Source organism: Qipengyuania sp. JB2-7 (assembly GCF_055693485.1).
Map to the genome: position 1 here is coordinate 1287934 of NZ_CM146335.1, position 14992 is coordinate 1302925.

The following is a 14992-nucleotide window of genomic DNA, read 5'->3' on the forward strand; positions in this document are numbered from 1 at the left end:
CAATGACGATGAGATGTTAATATGCCCGAGCTTAAAGACACATATCCGCTCTATCTCAATAACAAAGCGGCGCAGCCGAACACCGATCTGGAAGTGACCGATAAGTTTACTGGCGAGGTGGCCTTTCGCACGGCACTCGCGACTCCGGATGTGATTGAGGAGGGCATCGCAGGTGCGGTTCGTGCGACCGAGCCGATGGCTAAGATGGCGAGCTATGAGCGGCAGGATGTCTTGCTACACTGCGTATCACGCTTCCGCGAGCGCTATGACGAGCTCGCTTATTCGCTTTGTGTTGAGGCAGGCAAACCGATCAAGGATGCAGAGGGCGAGGTCGATCGCCTGATCGACACTTTCAAAATCGCCGCGGAAGAATCAACGCGCAATTATGGCGAAGTACAACCGCTCGACATTTCTGCCCGCGCGAAGGGCTATATGGGTATGTGGAAACGCGTGCCGATCGGGCCATGCAGCTTTATCTCGCCGTTCAATTTCCCGCTCAATCTCGCCGCGCACAAGATTGCCCCAGCGATTGCGGTGGGTTGCCCTTTCGTAATGAAACCGGCCAGCAAGACACCGCTTGGGGCGCTTATCATGGGCGAAGTTCTGGCCGAGACTGACCTGCCCGAAGGTGCGTTTTCGATCCTGCCGGCAAGTCGCGATGGCGCGGACCTCTTTACCACTGATGAGAGGCTCAAGCTGCTGAGCTTTACCGGATCGCCCGGCGTCGGTTGGGAGCTAAAATCCAAAGCTGGCAAAAAACCTGTTATCTTGGAGCTGGGCGGCAATGCGGCGGTGATCGTCGACAAGGATGCCGATCTCGATCACGCGCTGGAAAGGATCATTTTCGGCGCGTTCTATCAGTCTGGACAGAGTTGTATCGGGGTGCAGCGGGTCATCATCCACGATGACATCTATGATCGGTTTAAGGACATGCTGGTCGAGAAGACGAGGTCCCTTGTCGCGGGTGACCCCAAGGACCGCGACACATTTATCGGACCGATGATTTCCGATGGGGAGGCCGGGCGTCTCAAAGGCTGGATCGACGATGCGATTGCGGACGGTGCGAAGCTGCTCTGCGGTGGCGGCTTGTCCAACGGTAACATGCTTGAGGCGACATTGCTGGAGAATGTGCCTTGTAAGGCTGATGCAAACTGGGAGGAGGCATTCGGCCCGCTCGCCAATCTGAGCAAGTTCAGCGACTTCTATGACGCATTGGATCAGGTGAACAATTCCAAGTTTGGCTTGCAGGCCGGTATCTTTACGCGCGACCTGCATCAGGTGCTTGATGCTTGGGATACGCTTGATGTCGGCGGCGTGGTGGTGAACGACGTGTCGTCCTATCGCGTTGACAATATGCCTTATGGCGGCGTGAAAGACTCTGGCCTCTACCGCGAGGGTATCCGCTTCGCGATGGAGGATATGACCGAAATCCGGAACCTGGTGATCCGGCGAAACTAGTTACAGTGCTCAGAAGGTCGCGAACTTAAGGGACCGCGAAGATGTGAGCGACCATTGTGGTGCCTTCAAACACCGCAGTGTCTTCGACATTGATGCCGTCTTCGACAAACACGAAATCGAGAACGCGGTCGCGATCAACATCCTTGTGCAGCATCACGAGGAACTTCTCGCCCGTGTCGGCTGGGTGGTCGATCCTGACGGTGACGTCCGTGTTCTTGCCCGCATCGAGATAAGCAAACCCTGAGACCATGTCGCCATTGGGTCGTCCATCGATCACAGGATGAAGGACGATGAAGCCTGGCTCGGCGATAACGACTTCAGAAAAGGTCAACGCGGTGGAGTCGCCGCGAAATGATGATGTCTGATCGCCATCAGTACGTTCGTAAGAAAACGGGGTGACACCGCTAACGCGCCTCAGCCCCTCGATCTGAATCGAGTTTAGTTCACCATTGCCGAGGGTTATACGGGAAGTGCTGCGCGTAGATTCGGAGGTCATTGCCGTTGGGTCGGGTAATTGTTCACCAGCCGATGCTGCGTTAACGGCTGCAATTCCACTTGCGCAGGCGGCGCTCGAAAATGCGATGGCGGTTGCAATGACCAGTCGGATCATAAGGCTTTCCCTCTCAAGGGAACGGCTATCATGAACCGGCTTGAGTGGGAAGGAGCGAGCATCACTCGACGGCGCTGCTCACCCCTCTTCCAGCAACAGTACTTCACATTCCACCACAAGACGCGGGGAGGGCAGCATCCGATGCTTGGCGCTGCTGATGGCTGCATCGGCCACAAGCTGCCCCGCAATCGTAAACTCATGGTCAGGCAGTTCCGCGATGAAATGCTCGCCCGCCGTGACCGCGTCATCACCCACGAACAGCAAGGTCAGTTCATGCCTAGTTCCGGCAAAGGTAATGCTGGCCCATGCTTTCTCATCATGGCGAAGAACCTGCGCCTGATGCTGGCTGAGCGTCATAAGTGCTTCTTTTAGTCGGTCACCTGGGCTTTTGCGAGTGAATCGATGCGGCTTGCCAGTGCGGGGAGGAGCGCTTTCATCCGACATGTGCATTCTCCCGTCCAGCGGAGAAGCCGTCCACAAACGCGCGGATGCGTGCCTCTGTCATGGGGCGAGGTTCGCGGCCCATTCGCAAATCGAGCACGAAGCGCGGATCATGTGCGGCGAGGCGCCCGAATTTGGTCGCTGGCATATCATGCTGGCGCAGGAAGGTTTCGACAGATCTAATCAACATAGCGTTCCCTTTGACAGTGTTGGCCTGAGCATTTCGGTGCTATCGAATCGCCCAATGTTCATTATTTGTTCCAACTCAAATCCTACTTGTCTAGGAAAAATCCTATGCTATAGGAAAAATTATGGAAAACATCTCATCGGACGAAAAGCATGCGCGGGGGCGCTTACAGGATTTGGCGAAATCTCGGGGTGCCAGTTTGGCGGGTTTGTCTCGGTTAATTGGCCGTAACGCAGCGTATCTTCAGCAATATGTGATGCGCGGAAGCCCCCGCCACCTTGACGTTCCAGATTTGAACAAGATTGCCGAGTTTTTAGGGGTGTCGACAAGAGTCATTGATACGCGGCTGTTCGATGAAACAGCGGGTTCTTCAGTGACGCCATCAAACGAAGATTGGCTAGAGGTTCCTCGGTTGCCGCTCGATGCATCGGCGGGCCCTGGATCCTTTAGTGCAGCGGAAATTTCCTTCGATTGCTATCGCTTCTCTCGCAGCTGGTTGCGCGAGATGGGCCTAGAAGGCGCAGATTTGTCCGCGATCCGGGTAGAGGGTGATTCGATGGAGCCCGTGCTGCGTAGCGGTGATGAGATATTTGTCGACCGCAACAAACGGGCGGGCGAGGGCATTCATGTGGTTCGCATCGGCGATGCCCTGCATGTGAAGCAGGTGCAGCTGAGCGCGCCCGTACCGCGTGAAACTGGTCAGCGCGAATGAGGCTTATCCGCCGATTGAAGTTGCTGCGGACGAGGTTGAGGTGATTGGCCGCGTCGTTTGGAAAGGCGGGCGGGTTTAGGCTTGCGGTCGGCAATGGAAGTCGCCATCTGCCACGCATGACTGACGCTCTGCCAGAAACCAAGCAACCGCCCATGAAGGCGGGTATTGTTCCGGTTACACCGCTCCAGCAGAATTGCTCACTGATCTGGTGTACCAAAACCATGAAGGGGGCGCTGATTGATCCGGGCGGCGATCTGGACAAGCTGAAGGCAGCTGTCGCGCAAAGTGGTGTAACGCTGGAAAAAATCCTCATCACACACGGCCATATCGATCATTGTGGTGAAAGCGGCATCCTCGCGAAAGAGCTGGGTTTGCCAATAGAGGGGCCGCACGAGGCAGACCGATTCTGGATTTCCCGATTGGACGAGGATGGCCGGAAATACGGCATTCGCGGTGAGGTGTTTGAGCCCGACCGTTGGCTCGACGATGGCGACAAAGTCACTGTCGGTGAATTGGAACTCGACGTAATCCATTGCCCCGGTCATACGCCCGGCCATGTGGTGTTCTTCCATGGGCCCAGTAAATTTGCGGTTGTGGGCGATGTTCTGTTTCAGGGAAGCATTGGCCGTACTGATTTCCCGATGGGCAACCATCAGGATCTGATCGATGCGATCACGCAAAAGCTATGGCCGCTGGGCAATGATGTGACCTTTATTCCGGGGCATGGACCGACCAGCACATTCGGCCAGGAACGCAAGACCAATCAGTTTGTAAGCGATTATGCGCTTTCTTAGTTGAGGCGCCTAGCCACCCGCGCCCTCCACCCTTCCACCCGGATAGTGTCCCGGTAGGCTCCGGGTGGAAGGGTGGAGGGCGCGGGTGGCTAGGGCATCCATCAAAAAATCCCCTAAATCACACCCAGCACAATCAGCACCGCCGCAATCGCAAGGCCCAGATGCGACAGCAGCGTTATCAAAGTGCCGACCAATCGCCCTTTCGCCAGTGCGCCGCCATCCATTCCAAACGCATGTGCAATGCGTCCGATTATGAACACGGCTGCAACAATCGGTAGCCATGGTTCGCCTTTGCCGGTCAGCTCGATCGCGGCGATCAAAATGAGGGCAAATGGGGTATTCTCAACAAAATTCGCATGGGCTCTCATGCGCCGGACGACCGCTTCATTCCCGCCGTCCCCGACCAATACGTTTTCGCCAATCCGCACTTGACCCACCCGGATCATCAGCCACGCGGCAAGAATGGAAGCGGCGGCAGCAGTGCAAAGCGTTATGGGTAAAATCATTGTGTTCCCTCCGTATTTGATCCCATGCGTACTTGCTGGTCTACCACTCGGCAAGAGGTCAGTTGTATTTTGCAACCAATATCGCATCGACGCAGGGTTGCTTTGCCTCGAGAATTGGCTATGTAGCGCGGCTTCACCGCATCAGCGGAGCTGTCTAGCGCGCGCAAACACTTGTGCCGTTCCGCTCCTTCGCCTAAGCGGCCAACCGAAACGACTTGTATTTATTTGAGGAACAGGTGCCGCCATGGCTGTCCCTAAGAGAAAAGTATCGCCACACCGTCGCGGTAATCGCCGGGCTCATGATTCGCTGAAGGTTGAGGCATTCCACGAATGCTCAAACTGTGGCGAGCTGAAGCGTCCGCACAATCTGTGCCCACACTGCGGCTATTACAACGGTCGCGAAGTCGTAGCCGTCGGCCTCTGACAATAACTGACCGGAGAACGCCATGAGCACGCCGCGTATCGCCATTGATGCGATGGGCGGCGATGAAGGCGTGCGTGTTATGGTGGAAGGTGCCGCGATTGCGCGCCGTCGCCATGACGCATTTAAATTTCTTCTCGTCGGTGACGAAACGCGCATTAAGGAAGCCCTTGATGCGCATCCCGGCATGTCGACCGCATCGGAAATCCTTCATTGCGAAGATGTCGTGGAGGGTGATGAATTGCCCAGCCGGGCTATTCGACGAGCAAAGACCACGAGCATGGGGCTGGCTGTAAACGCCGTAAAGCAGGGTGACGCTGGCGCGGCGGTAAGTGCTGGCAATACGGGTGCCTTAATGGCCATGAGCAAGCTCGCGTTGCGCACGATGCCCAGTATCGACCGACCGGCGCTCGCAGCGGTGATGCCGACACTCGACGAGGACGACGTGGTTATGCTCGATTTGGGCGCTAACACCGATGCAGATGCTCGCAACCTTGTGCAGTTCGCGGTTATGGGCGCGGCTTATTCGCGCATCCTGACGGGCCGCGAGGAGCCTAGGGTACGACTGCTCAATATCGGCACGGAGGAGATTAAAGGTACCGAAGCCCTGCGCGGTGCGGCGACGCAGCTTCAGGATGCCACTGGGCTTGCAATGTCTTTTGACGGCTTTGTCGAAAGCGACAAAATCAATCGCGGTGAAGTTGATGTTGTCGTGACAGATGGGTTTTCGGGCAATGTCGCTTTGAAAGCTATTGAGGGGACTGCACGTTTTGTGACTGACCTGCTGCGCAATGCCTTTAGCTCATCCTTGCGCTCGAAGATCGGCTTTCTTGTATCTCGACCGGCGACAGAACTTCTGAAGCACCATCTTGATCCCAATAATCACAACGGCGCGGTTTTCCTGGGTCTGAATGGTGTCGTCGTGAAAAGTCATGGCAGTGCAAATGCGAAAGGCGTCGCCAATGCGGTTATCGTGGCGGCGCGACTGCTCGAAGACAAAATCACTAATCGGATTTCCGATGATCTGGCAAAGCTCAATGGCGGGGTAGACGCAAAGTGATCCGCTCCGTCCTGCTTGGCACGGGCTCGGCGTTGCCGGCCAATTGCGTTACCAATGCGGAGCTTTCGGAAAAAGTCGATACTAGCGACGAGTGGATTGTCGAGCGCACGGGCATTCGTCAGCGCTACATTGCAGAAGACGGCGAGACCACTTCGACTTTAGCGACCGAAGCTGCGCGCAAGGCGCTGGATGCTGCGAATATCGATGGGAGTACCATCGACCTGATTATCTTAGCAACGGCGACGCCGGACCACACGTTCCCGGCAACCGCGACACAGGTGCAAGCTGCGCTGGGATGCGGCGGTGGTATCGCATTTGACGTGCAGGCCGTTTGCTCAGGCTTCTTATACGCATTGGGTACTGCCGACTCGCTGATCAAAACGGGACAGGCAAAGCGTGCCTTGGTGATAGGCGCGGAAACTTTCAGCAGAATTCTTGATTGGGAAGATCGCACAACCTGCGTGCTTTTCGGAGACGGCGCTGGCGCGGTTGTCTTGGAAGCACAGGACGTTGAAAGCGATGGCCCGGGCATTCTGGCAACGCGTCTTCATGCCGATGGTACGCACAAGGAATTACTTTATGTCGATGGTGGGCCGTCGACAACAGGAGAAGTGGGCAAGCTGCGGATGCGGGGCCGCGAAGTGTTCCGCCACGCGGTCGTTAACCTCGCTGATGTTCTGCATGAAGTGCTTGAGGATACTCACCTTTCTGCAGATGACATCGACTGGGTTGTTCCGCATCAAGCGAATGCCCGCATACTGGATGCGACAGCACGCAAGCTCGGCTTGCCGTCAAAGAAAATCGTCGTGACAGTTGACCGGCACGCCAACACATCTGCCGCCTCAGTGCCTTTGGCACTCGACCATGCTGTCAAGGATGGCCGCATAAAGCCGGGCGACCTCGTGATGTTTGAGGCAATGGGCGGGGGCTTCACTTGGGGTGCGTCGCTCGTACGTATTTGACTATTCGTCGAAAACCATCGGACGTTCGTTGCAAAAATTGCTATAAAGTTGTAACACTTTTGTGCAATTTCGCTCTGGGTCGCGCTTAGAGAGGAGACTCCGTTTATGTCATCTATCGGTACCCTAACCCGCGCTGATCTTGCTGAGACGATCAATCGAAAGCTTGGTTTCAGTCGTGCGGAATCCCTAGACTTGGTCGAGGCTATTCTTGACCAGATGGCCGGGGCACTGGATCGCGGTGAGAATGTAAAAATCTCGGGCTTCGGCAGCTTCGTTCTGCGCGACAAGCGTGAACGGATCGGACGTAATCCGAAGACCGGCATTGAAGTCCCGATCACTTCGAGGCGGGTGCTGACTTTCCGGGCCAGTCAACTGCTGAAAGAACAGATTTCAAAGGGTTAAGGCATGAGCGCAGATTTCGTAGACGGTAAGGATGAGGGCGCACTGCGCACCATCGGTGAGGTTGCGAATGCGCTCGGCATCAAAACGCATGTTTTGCGATATTGGGAAGAGCAGTTTCCCACACTGTCGCCGCTGAAACGTAGTGGTGGGCGCCGTTATTACCGCCCGGAAGACGTGGCGCTGATCGAGCAGATCGACGATCTGGTGAATGCACAAGGCTATACTCTGAAAGGTGCGAAAGCCGCGTTGGAGACCGGCGAAACGTCAAGCATTGTGAGCAATGCTGACATCGTCAGGAGCTTGAACGCAGTTCGGGCGGATCTGGCATCCGCGCTGAACGCCTAACCAGCTAAAGTGTGAATTTGCGGAACCCCAATCCCGATCGCGGGGAGAGTTCTATTCGGCGGCTAGCAATTCCGCTTGGCCAAGGTCCACGCTAACCAGGCGGCTAATACCCTTTTCAATCATAGTCACGCCAAACAGGCGATGCATGCGGCTCATCGTTACGGCATTGTGCGTGACGATCAAATAGCGCGTGGTTGTCTCGCGAACCATGGAATCGAGCAGGTCACAAAAGCGATCGATGTTGGCATCATCAAGCGGCGCATCGACTTCGTCCAGGACACAGATTGGTGCGGGATTGGTGAGGAACAAACCAAAGATAAGCGCAATCGCGGTCAGCGCCTGCTCACCGCCTGACAAGAGCGTCAGCGATTGTAGGCGTTTACCGGGTGGCTGTGCGAAGATTTCCAGTCCTGCCTCAAGCGGATCATCGCTGTCGATCAGCGCCAGATGGGCCTGACCCCCTTCGAACAGTTTCGTGAACAGACGCTGGAAGTGGTCATTCACCTGCTCAAATGCTTCGCGCAGCCGCTCGCGCCCTTCGCGGTTCAGGCTGCCAATTGAACCCCGTAGCCGGTTCACTGCTTCCACCAGCTCTGCCTGTTCTTCGGCGCTGGTTCCGTGCTCTTCTTCAATCCGCTTCAATTCTTCAGCGGCTACCAAATTGACCGGACCAATCCGCTCACGGCTGGCGGTAAGACGGTCCATCTCCTCTGATTCCTGCTCAGATGAGCTGACTTTCTCGGGATCGAACGTGAATCGCTCTGGCAGCATTGGCGGTGGGCACTGAAAACGTTCGCCGGAAATGCGCGCCATTTCTACGCGGCGGGTTTCCTGATTTTCGGCCCGTGCGGCCAGACCAGCACGCGCCTCGCGCGCCTGAGCCAGCGCTTCGTTTGTGGTATTGAAGGCGCGATCTGCTTCCTGCGCGGCCTCCTGCGCGGTTGCGACATCAGCCTCAGCCTTGGCAAGTTCCTCTGTGAGCCGCGCGCGCACGGCATCGCCTTGCTCGATTTCCTTCATCAGGCCTTCGGGTTTGACAGCGATAATCGCCCGCTCTTCCTCGATTTCCTCGAAGCGTCGGGCCATATCCGACAAACGCCGGGCCGCTTCGCCGGAGCGTGCTTCCCAATTGGCCATATCGCTCCGCTGCGCCTGTGTGCGTTCGCGGGCAACCGCCAATCCCTGATCATGCGCGGCGAGTTCCGCGCTTGCAGCCTGCAGCTCAGCCCGCGCCGCCTCGTTCTTTGCCTGCGCCGCCTCCAGCGATGCGCGCCCTGCCTCCGGATCGGGCAGTGCCTCGTGCTTTTCTTGCGCGGACTTCAGCTCTGTCTGTGCCGCCTCCAGCTGTTCTTTGTGATCCGCTTCGCTGGCATCCAGCTCAGCCAGGCGATTGGCGACGCGCTCCTGCTCTGCTTCGGCACGGTCTACTGCGCGCAGAGCTTCGCGTTCATCCTCAGCGGCCTCCGCAACAGAGCGGTCAGCGGCTATAATCTCACGCTGAATGGTGCTGAGTTCGTCATGCGTGCTGTTCTGTTGCGCTTCCGTCTTTGCAACGGTGTCGCGCAGGGCTGGTAGTTGCGCATCCAGTTCGGCAAAGCGGTTTTCCGCCTCAAGCCGTGCGGCCTCCGCCGCTCCTTCGCCGCGTGCGACAAAGCCGTCCCAACGCCGCAGATGGCCTGATGGTGTGACAAGCCATTCGCCCGGTGCCAACGCGCGCCCATCATCGTCGTCAGCAATGTGAACCAAGGCAAGTCGAGCCGCCAGTTCATCGGGGCAGGAATCGACATACTGGGCGAGGCTTTCGGGAACTTTGCGCGTTGACGAAGAACCGGTCCAATACCGCCCTTCTTCGAGGCCATCTGGTGAACCAAGCAAGGCCTTACCATCACGGCCCAGCACGGCGGCGAGGGCCCGTTCGTACCCCGGCTTGGCGCGTACGCCATCGAGTGCCTGCTTGCGCCCGGCGCGTTTCTCGGCCTGTTTGGCCCGCGCAGCACGATCGCGCTCCAACGCGCCATGCTCGCGCTCCACTCCGGCCAGCTCCGCACGTGCGGAGGACAGAGCGCTGGCTGCCTCGTCGCGCTGTTCCTGCAACGCCGCCTTACGGGTTTGAAGTTCTTCAATTGTCGATTGCGCGGTCTGCAGCGTTTCAGCGGCAGATTGCGCCGTTGCTTTCGCGCTCTCGACTGCATCCGCGCCGACTGCACCAGCGAGTGCCTGACGCTGGTCGACCATCCGCTGACCTTCGGCCTCAAGCCGCGAAACGCGCGACTTGGCCTGTTCAATTTCGGCGTCGACAACGCGCCATTCCGCCTCAACACCCGCATGATCAGCGGTTGCCTTGGCAAGCGCAAGTTCCGCGGTACGACTGGCGCGTTCTGTATCCTCACGCTTGGCCTCAAGGCTGGGGCGCTTATGCTCATCCGCGTTGAGCGCCTTCTCGTTGTTTTCAAGTTCTTTGGCGAGACGGGCCAGAGCTTCCGCTGCGTCTTTGGTCAGGCGGTCGGCATCGCCGCGATCTTCTTCCAACCGCGTCTTCTGCCGGTCGAGGTCGGCAAGGCGCTGTTCCGCGGCCTCAAGCTTGCTGGTGAGCGCGGCCATGCGGTGCCCATGCGCGCTGGCATCGTCGCGCCGGTCGGCCAGTTCCTCCCGAGCATCATTAAGAGCAATCGCTGCTTCTGCCTGCGCCTTTTGGGCGGCATCGCTAGCCTCTTTTGCGGCAGTGACCTTGCTCTCCGCGCCTGCAGCAGCTTCTTTTGCTTCATCGGCAGCCGCCGCTGCGTCGCGCCAGCGTGCATAGACCAGTCGTGCCTCGGCACTGCGGATCTGTTCGGATAGCTTAGCGTAACGTTCGGCCTGCTTGGCTTGGCGGCGCAAAGAGGCGATCTGGCTGTCCAGACCAGCCATCAGGTCTTCGAGCCGCTCAAGGTTTTTCTCGGTAGAGCGCAGCTTGCTTTCCGCATCGCGCCGCCGGACGTGAAGGCCCGCAATACCTGCGGCTTCCTCCAGCATCTGCCGACGTTCGGTTGGTTTTGCCGCAATGACCTGTGCGATCTTGCCCTGACTGACCAGAGCAGGGGAGTGCGCACCCGTCGCGGCATCGGCAAAGGTCAGCGCAACGTCTTTCGCCCGCACATCCTTGCCGTTGACCCGGTAAGCGCTGCCTGCACCGCGTTCGATGCGGCGCATGACCTCCAGTTCGTCATTATCGTCAGTCGCGCCGTGGAGGACGACCTCCGCAAAGTCACGTGGTGGGCGGCTGGCAGTACCGGCGAAGATGACATCTTCCATCCCGCCAGACCGCATCGATTTGGGTGAATTTTCGCCCATCACCCACCGGATTGCCTCCAGCAAGTTCGACTTGCCGCAGCCATTGGGGCCAACGACGCCAGTCAGCCCCGGTTCGATGCGCAGTTCGGCAGGCTCAACGAAGCTCTTGAAGCCACTCAGTTTGAGCTTCTTGATGAGCATCGTCGTTGCTGTCCCCCTCTGCTATCGCGCCCTTATCGCGCGCCTGCCCTTTGCAGGGCAGGCTCAAGGCCGGTCCAGTTGATCACGCCGTCAAGCTTTTGCCCATTGATGAAAAAGGTAGGCGTACCAGTGACCTCAAATTCCTGTGACTGGGTATTCGAATTGTCGGCAATGGTTTCCATTGATGCAAAATCAGCGAGGCAAGTCCGCGCTTGATCTTCACTTAGGCCGCGCGTCGCGAAAAAGTCGTAGAAATTGGCTACTTCAGCCGCTCTGACGAAGCGCTGATCTTCTGGCAATTCCAACGCCTGCTGGAAGGCCTGCTGATTTTCAAAGACTGGCGCGAGCACGTTTTGAAGATCGCCCCAAACCTGGTCTGAGAGCGGGTGGAACGTTTCGGACGCACCGCAGCGGACCAATTTCGCCAGCATCAAATCGTGCGGCCCATGGATCTGATTGCGCAGCTCAAAGCTGACACGGCCAGAGCTCACATATTCTTGCTTGAGCTGCTCAGCGCCGTCGGTGGCGAATGCTGCGCATGCCGGACAAGTGAGCGAAGCATATTCGACGACTTTGATTGGCGCCTCAGGATTACCGAGAATATATCCATCATATTCAGAGACGGCGACAGCGTCCGTCCATTGTGTGCCATCCGGCGCGGGAATTTCGGCGATTGGCTCGCCCTCCAGAACGGCATCGTCCGCTCCGGTACGAACCGCAGGCGGTCAGCGCAAGAGCGAGCGGGGCGGTGAATGCGGCAATGGAAAGGCGGTGAAGCGAAGCCATGACGAACAAATCCTCTTTATGAAATTATGAAGCTAGACGAAGCGGCGGAGGGAATGAAGCAGGGTAACCGTGTTTTTGAACAGCTCTGCGTTAGCAAGAATACGGAGAGAACCACATATAGATCGACGAAGATTGATTGGCTGTGTCACGGAGGCTCAATCTAGCCATCCTCAATCGCAGGGTTGAAAAACTTGTCGAGCTCTGGCTGCAAGGTTTCCCATTGGAATACGCCATTCAGTTTCTCTCCGTTGAGAACAAAGCTGGGCGTCCCGCTTAGCTCAAACGTTTCGATATCAGCGCGGCTGGTTTCGGCTAAGGCTGTCTGCTTTCGTTTCATCGGCCAGACACCGATCAATTTCGGGGCGCGAATAGCCGCGAGAGGTCATGATGCCATAAAAACCCAAATCGCTGGCAATCGCTCGGCGACGGGATGACGGCGTCCCGAACTGCCATCGGGAACGCTGCGCCCGGGACGCTCTTTGAGCAACTGCAATCCATTCATCCTGCCGGTACATGATCGCACTGTGATTTAGTGGGAACTTGGCCGGATCGCCGCAATGGGTGAGCAGCGCTGCGGTCAGATCAATCGGGTCACGCAGCAGATGACGGATTTCAAAACTGACCTTGCCTGTTGGTACATAGATCAACTTGACCGCGCCTTCGCCTTGCTTGGCAAAAGTGGCACAATGAGAGCAAGTGTAGCTGACAAATTCGACCAACTTTGCCTCAGCATCCGGGTTGCCGATCAGGTGACCATCGCGAACCTCGACTACTTCTAGCGACCATCGGCTGGCCGCCTGCGGTTCGTCATCTCTTTTGTCTAGGCTGCTTTGAGCAGATCCAGGGCTGCTAAGAATTGCAGCAGCGAGCGCCAATGCACCGGTTGTTCTCATCAGTCTACGCATATCAGTCAGTCTGGTTCTCGTTTGGGTTTTCTTCATCAGGGCCAAGGCTACGCGCAAGAGATTCGAGCACCGTGCGCAACTCTGGGTCACCAATATCGCGCAAGCTTTCGCCCAATTCCATGGGGATGGGTTTGAGCGACGGTGGCGGTTTAGGTTTTGCGCTACTTTGTGGCGGCTTAACCTCGCCTTGCCTCATCTTGATGCGGGCGACTGCGCTGTATCCGAAAAAGCGGTTCACACGCTCGATGATTTCGGGGATCACATGCTGGATCAGCGGGGCGTGAGCAGGCATCACAACCAGCTCAAGAATGCCCTCTGACTTTTCACCCGGCGGGAAACGGATCGCTTGTGGTGAGCAAACTTTCGCGTGTGTTTCTCCGACAATCTCGGGCCAGCGTGACACAACGGAGCTTTGAATGAACCCAAACCGCCTAAACGCCGTACGTCCGATTTGCGGCATAAGATCAGAAATCGGCTTGGCTGCGCCGCCGCGCGGGCGCTGATATTCACGAACCTTTTTTTTGCTCGTTGAACTTTTTGCAGGAGCCTTTTTGCCCGTCTTTGATGAATCATCCCGTTTCATGGTGGATAAGGCCATGGCATAGGCATCATCAGAGCGCCACAATGACTGCACAGATTTCTCAGAAACTCTTGGATTGGTATCGGATGCATGCGCGCGCTTTGCCGTGGCGTTCGCCGCCGGGCGAGCCTGCGCCTGATCCCTACCGCGTGTGGTTATCCGAAGTGATGCTGCAACAAACCACAGTGGCTGCGGTGAAGCCCTATTTCGCAAAGTTTACGCAAGCCTGGCCAACGATAGAAGCACTTGCTGCTGCGCCTGAAGAAGATGTGATGGCTGCGTGGGCGGGCCTGGGATATTATTCGCGGGCTCGCAATCTGGTTAAATGCGCGCGTGAGGTGGCCAAGCTGAACGGCTTTCCGGAAACTGAGACGGAGCTGCGCAAGCTGCCTGGGCTTGGTGCTTACACAGCGGCGGCGGTGGCGGCGATTGCGTTTGGCCAGCGTGCGGTGGTGGTCGATGCGAATGTTGAGCGGGTCGTTTCGCGTTTGTTTAGGATTGCAACGCCATTGCCAAAGTCGCGCCCCGAGATTCGTGAAAAGACTGATCAGATCACCCCCGACAAGTATGCTGGTGACTTCGCCCAGGCGATGATGGATCTGGGGTCAGGGATTTGCACATCGCGCGATCCGAAGTGCCTGCTATGCCCGCTGATGGATGAGTGCGCGGCACGCGTTAAGGGTGACCTGGCCAAGTATCCGGTCAAAGCCCCGAAAAAGGCTAAGCCCATGCGTCAGGGCAGAGCGTTTTGGATCGAGCGGGACGGTGCGGTTTGGCTAAGCCGGCGTGGGGGAACGGGAATGCTTGGCGGAATGCGAGCTTTGCCCGACGACGGCTGGTCTGCACGCGGAGATGGTGAGGGTGATCCACCACTTGTTGCCGATTGGCAGCTGCTTGGCCTCGTGCGTCATACTTTCACGCATTTCAGCTTGGAGATGTCTGTGCTGCGCGCGTTCATCAGTGCGCCCGATGGTCCTGGCGAGGGCGAATGGTGGCCGATCACCGACATAGAAGAGGCTGGCTTACCGACACTTTTTGCGAAAGCTGCCCGGCTCGCTGCGGCAATTGGTGAGGATTAGATAATCCCGCCACCCAGGCTCAGGCGAATGCCAGCGATTAGCAGGACGATCAGGCAGAAATTACGACCACCGTCTTTTGACGAAAGTGCGCCGATAATTACGCCGATCACGATGAGTGGCAGCGCCACCCAGTTGGCCCAACCGAGCAAGGGGATTGTCGCGGGGATCACGATGACGAGTGAGATTAGGCCGAAGAGATAAGCAAGTATATTTAGCATGTGTCCTATATGGGTAACACAGCCCATGTTTTCAAGAACAATCGAGGCGTAGCAA

General features: G+C 57.3%; 20 protein-coding genes. 10 read left to right on the forward strand and 10 right to left on the reverse strand.

The genetic code is table 11. From position 1 onward, the window contains the following. Window positions 1-21: 21 nt before the first annotated feature. Window positions 22-1458, forward strand: a complete 1437-nt coding sequence (locus ACZ1GM_RS06370) for an aldehyde dehydrogenase family protein (RefSeq protein ID WP_472678281.1) — start codon at window positions 22-24, stop codon at window positions 1456-1458. Window positions 1459-1483: 25 nt separating this feature from the next. On the opposite strand, the gene ACZ1GM_RS06375 is transcribed toward ACZ1GM_RS06370, so the two are convergent. The 3 genes from ACZ1GM_RS06375 to ACZ1GM_RS06385 all read right to left on the reverse strand — a co-directional run bounded on the left by ACZ1GM_RS06375 (window position 1484) and on the right by ACZ1GM_RS06385 (window position 2699). Beyond that, entirely contained in the window at window positions 1484-2068 is a 585-nt protein-coding gene (locus ACZ1GM_RS06375; RefSeq protein ID WP_472678282.1) for a DUF7282 domain-containing protein, read from the reverse strand. A gap of 78 nt (window positions 2069-2146) precedes the next feature. Continuing rightward, window positions 2147-2512 (reverse strand): hypothetical protein, encoded by a 366-nt coding sequence (locus ACZ1GM_RS06380; protein WP_472678283.1) that lies wholly within the window; start codon window positions 2510-2512, stop codon window positions 2147-2149. Beyond that, window positions 2502-2699, reverse strand: coding sequence for a hypothetical protein (locus ACZ1GM_RS06385; protein WP_472678284.1), 198 nt, complete (start codon window positions 2697-2699; stop codon window positions 2502-2504). Before ACZ1GM_RS06385 ends, ACZ1GM_RS06380 begins: the two co-directional genes overlap by 11 nt. 121 nt (window positions 2700-2820) lie before the next feature. Between ACZ1GM_RS06385 and ACZ1GM_RS06390 the strand changes: the two genes are divergently transcribed. The 3 genes from ACZ1GM_RS06390 (at window position 2821) to ACZ1GM_RS06400 (ending at window position 4202) form a co-directional block, all read left to right on the forward strand. Next, entirely contained in the window at window positions 2821-3408 is a 588-nt protein-coding gene (locus ACZ1GM_RS06390; protein ID WP_472678285.1) for a S24 family peptidase, read from the forward strand. Then, the gene (locus ACZ1GM_RS06395) at window positions 3386-3487 is read left to right on the forward strand and encodes a S24 family peptidase (protein ID WP_472678286.1); all 102 of its coding nucleotides are present in this window, start codon (window positions 3386-3388) and stop codon (window positions 3485-3487) included. The genes ACZ1GM_RS06390 and ACZ1GM_RS06395 overlap by 23 nt, the downstream gene beginning before the upstream one ends. A gap of 73 nt (window positions 3488-3560) precedes the next feature. After that, on the forward strand, window positions 3561-4202 hold the full coding sequence (locus ACZ1GM_RS06400; protein WP_472678513.1) for an MBL fold metallo-hydrolase: 642 nt from the start codon (window positions 3561-3563) through the stop codon (window positions 4200-4202). 113 nt (window positions 4203-4315) lie between these two features. Here ACZ1GM_RS06400 and ACZ1GM_RS06405 read toward each other — a convergent pair whose 3' ends face one another. Next, on the reverse strand, window positions 4316-4708 hold the full coding sequence (locus tag ACZ1GM_RS06405) for an MAPEG family protein (RefSeq protein WP_472678287.1): 393 nt from the start codon (window positions 4706-4708) through the stop codon (window positions 4316-4318). Between the two features lie 244 nt (window positions 4709-4952). Between ACZ1GM_RS06405 and rpmF the strand changes: the two genes are divergently transcribed. The 5 genes from rpmF to ACZ1GM_RS06430 all read left to right on the forward strand — a co-directional run bounded on the left by rpmF (window position 4953) and on the right by ACZ1GM_RS06430 (window position 7898). Next, the gene (rpmF, locus tag ACZ1GM_RS06410) at window positions 4953-5132 is read left to right on the forward strand and encodes a 50S ribosomal protein L32 (RefSeq protein WP_165197281.1); all 180 of its coding nucleotides are present in this window, start codon (window positions 4953-4955) and stop codon (window positions 5130-5132) included. 22 nt (window positions 5133-5154) lie between these two features. Next, on the forward strand, window positions 5155-6189 hold the full coding sequence (plsX, locus tag ACZ1GM_RS06415) for a phosphate acyltransferase PlsX (RefSeq protein ID WP_472678288.1): 1035 nt from the start codon (window positions 5155-5157) through the stop codon (window positions 6187-6189). Next, window positions 6186-7151: a beta-ketoacyl-ACP synthase III gene (locus ACZ1GM_RS06420; RefSeq protein ID WP_472678289.1), complete on the forward strand. Its 966-nt coding sequence runs from the start codon at window positions 6186-6188 to the stop codon at window positions 7149-7151. The genes plsX and ACZ1GM_RS06420 overlap by 4 nt, the downstream gene beginning before the upstream one ends. A gap of 105 nt (window positions 7152-7256) precedes the next feature. Next, window positions 7257-7553 carry an integration host factor subunit alpha gene (locus tag ACZ1GM_RS06425; RefSeq protein ID WP_472678290.1) on the forward strand — a complete coding sequence of 99 codons (297 nt, stop codon included), beginning with the start codon at window positions 7257-7259 and terminating at the stop codon, window positions 7551-7553. Between the two features lie 3 nt (window positions 7554-7556). Next, window positions 7557-7898, forward strand: coding sequence for a MerR family transcriptional regulator (locus ACZ1GM_RS06430; RefSeq protein ID WP_472678291.1), 342 nt, complete (start codon window positions 7557-7559; stop codon window positions 7896-7898). Window positions 7899-7949: 51 nt separating this feature from the next. Here ACZ1GM_RS06430 and smc read toward each other — a convergent pair whose 3' ends face one another. The 5 genes from smc to ACZ1GM_RS06455 form a co-directional block, all read right to left on the reverse strand. Then, window positions 7950-11369 carry a chromosome segregation protein SMC gene (smc, locus tag ACZ1GM_RS06435; RefSeq protein ID WP_472678292.1) on the reverse strand — a complete coding sequence of 1140 codons (3420 nt, stop codon included), beginning with the start codon at window positions 11367-11369 and terminating at the stop codon, window positions 7950-7952. A 32-nt stretch (window positions 11370-11401) separates the two neighbouring features. Further along, window positions 11402-12058: a DsbA family protein gene (locus tag ACZ1GM_RS06440; protein ID WP_472678514.1), complete on the reverse strand. Its 657-nt coding sequence runs from the start codon at window positions 12056-12058 to the stop codon at window positions 11402-11404. 257 nt (window positions 12059-12315) lie between these two features. Continuing rightward, window positions 12316-12492 carry a DsbA family protein gene (locus tag ACZ1GM_RS06445; protein ID WP_472678293.1) on the reverse strand — a complete coding sequence of 59 codons (177 nt, stop codon included), beginning with the start codon at window positions 12490-12492 and terminating at the stop codon, window positions 12316-12318. Next, on the reverse strand, window positions 12449-13048 hold the full coding sequence (locus ACZ1GM_RS06450) for a thioredoxin domain-containing protein (RefSeq protein ID WP_472678294.1): 600 nt from the start codon (window positions 13046-13048) through the stop codon (window positions 12449-12451). Before ACZ1GM_RS06450 ends, ACZ1GM_RS06445 begins: the two co-directional genes overlap by 44 nt. Before the next feature lie 13 nt (window positions 13049-13061). Next, a complete protein-coding gene (locus tag ACZ1GM_RS06455; RefSeq protein ID WP_472678295.1) occupies window positions 13062-13643 on the reverse strand; it encodes a DUF721 domain-containing protein in 582 nt (193 codons plus the stop codon). Between the two features lie 41 nt (window positions 13644-13684). Between ACZ1GM_RS06455 and ACZ1GM_RS06460 the strand changes: the two genes are divergently transcribed. Beyond that, window positions 13685-14719: an A/G-specific adenine glycosylase gene (locus ACZ1GM_RS06460; RefSeq protein ID WP_472678296.1), complete on the forward strand. Its 1035-nt coding sequence runs from the start codon at window positions 13685-13687 to the stop codon at window positions 14717-14719. Here the strand turns inward: ACZ1GM_RS06460 and ACZ1GM_RS06465 are convergent. Beyond that, window positions 14716-14937: a hypothetical protein gene (locus ACZ1GM_RS06465; RefSeq protein WP_472678297.1), complete on the reverse strand. Its 222-nt coding sequence runs from the start codon at window positions 14935-14937 to the stop codon at window positions 14716-14718. The two genes, ACZ1GM_RS06460 and ACZ1GM_RS06465, sit on opposite strands and share 4 nt — an antisense overlap. Between the last annotated feature and the right edge of the window lie 55 nt (window positions 14938-14992).

What these genes read in the sequence shown, in the direction of transcription:
- ACZ1GM_RS06370 (WP_472678281.1), top strand. Translation starts at nt 22, where the DNA reads ATGCCCGAGCTTAAAGACACATATCCGCTCTATCTCAATAACAAAGCG.
- ACZ1GM_RS06375 (WP_472678282.1), bottom strand. Translation starts at nt 2,068, where the DNA reads ATGATCCGACTGGTCATTGCAACCGCCATCGCATTTTCGAGCGCCGCC.
- ACZ1GM_RS06380 (WP_472678283.1), bottom strand. Translation starts at nt 2,512, where the DNA reads ATGTCGGATGAAAGCGCTCCTCCCCGCACTGGCAAGCCGCATCGATTC.
- ACZ1GM_RS06385 (WP_472678284.1), bottom strand. Translation starts at nt 2,699, where the DNA reads ATGTTGATTAGATCTGTCGAAACCTTCCTGCGCCAGCATGATATGCCA.
- ACZ1GM_RS06390 (WP_472678285.1), top strand. Translation starts at nt 2,821, where the DNA reads ATGGAAAACATCTCATCGGACGAAAAGCATGCGCGGGGGCGCTTACAG.
- ACZ1GM_RS06400 (WP_472678513.1), top strand. Translation starts at nt 3,561, where the DNA reads ATGAAGGCGGGTATTGTTCCGGTTACACCGCTCCAGCAGAATTGCTCA.
- ACZ1GM_RS06405 (WP_472678287.1), bottom strand. Translation starts at nt 4,708, where the DNA reads ATGATTTTACCCATAACGCTTTGCACTGCTGCCGCCGCTTCCATTCTT.
- rpmF (WP_165197281.1), top strand. Translation starts at nt 4,953, where the DNA reads ATGGCTGTCCCTAAGAGAAAAGTATCGCCACACCGTCGCGGTAATCGC.
- plsX (WP_472678288.1), top strand. Translation starts at nt 5,155, where the DNA reads ATGAGCACGCCGCGTATCGCCATTGATGCGATGGGCGGCGATGAAGGC.
- ACZ1GM_RS06425 (WP_472678290.1), top strand. Translation starts at nt 7,257, where the DNA reads ATGTCATCTATCGGTACCCTAACCCGCGCTGATCTTGCTGAGACGATC.
- ACZ1GM_RS06430 (WP_472678291.1), top strand. Translation starts at nt 7,557, where the DNA reads ATGAGCGCAGATTTCGTAGACGGTAAGGATGAGGGCGCACTGCGCACC.
- smc (WP_472678292.1), bottom strand. Translation starts at nt 11,369, where the DNA reads ATGCTCATCAAGAAGCTCAAACTGAGTGGCTTCAAGAGCTTCGTTGAG.
- ACZ1GM_RS06445 (WP_472678293.1), bottom strand. Translation starts at nt 12,492, where the DNA reads ATGAAACGAAAGCAGACAGCCTTAGCCGAAACCAGCCGCGCTGATATC.
- ACZ1GM_RS06450 (WP_472678294.1), bottom strand. Translation starts at nt 13,048, where the DNA reads ATGAGAACAACCGGTGCATTGGCGCTCGCTGCTGCAATTCTTAGCAGC.
- ACZ1GM_RS06455 (WP_472678295.1), bottom strand. Translation starts at nt 13,643, where the DNA reads ATGAAACGGGATGATTCATCAAAGACGGGCAAAAAGGCTCCTGCAAAA.
- ACZ1GM_RS06460 (WP_472678296.1), top strand. Translation starts at nt 13,685, where the DNA reads ATGACTGCACAGATTTCTCAGAAACTCTTGGATTGGTATCGGATGCAT.
- ACZ1GM_RS06465 (WP_472678297.1), bottom strand. Translation starts at nt 14,937, where the DNA reads ATGCTAAATATACTTGCTTATCTCTTCGGCCTAATCTCACTCGTCATC.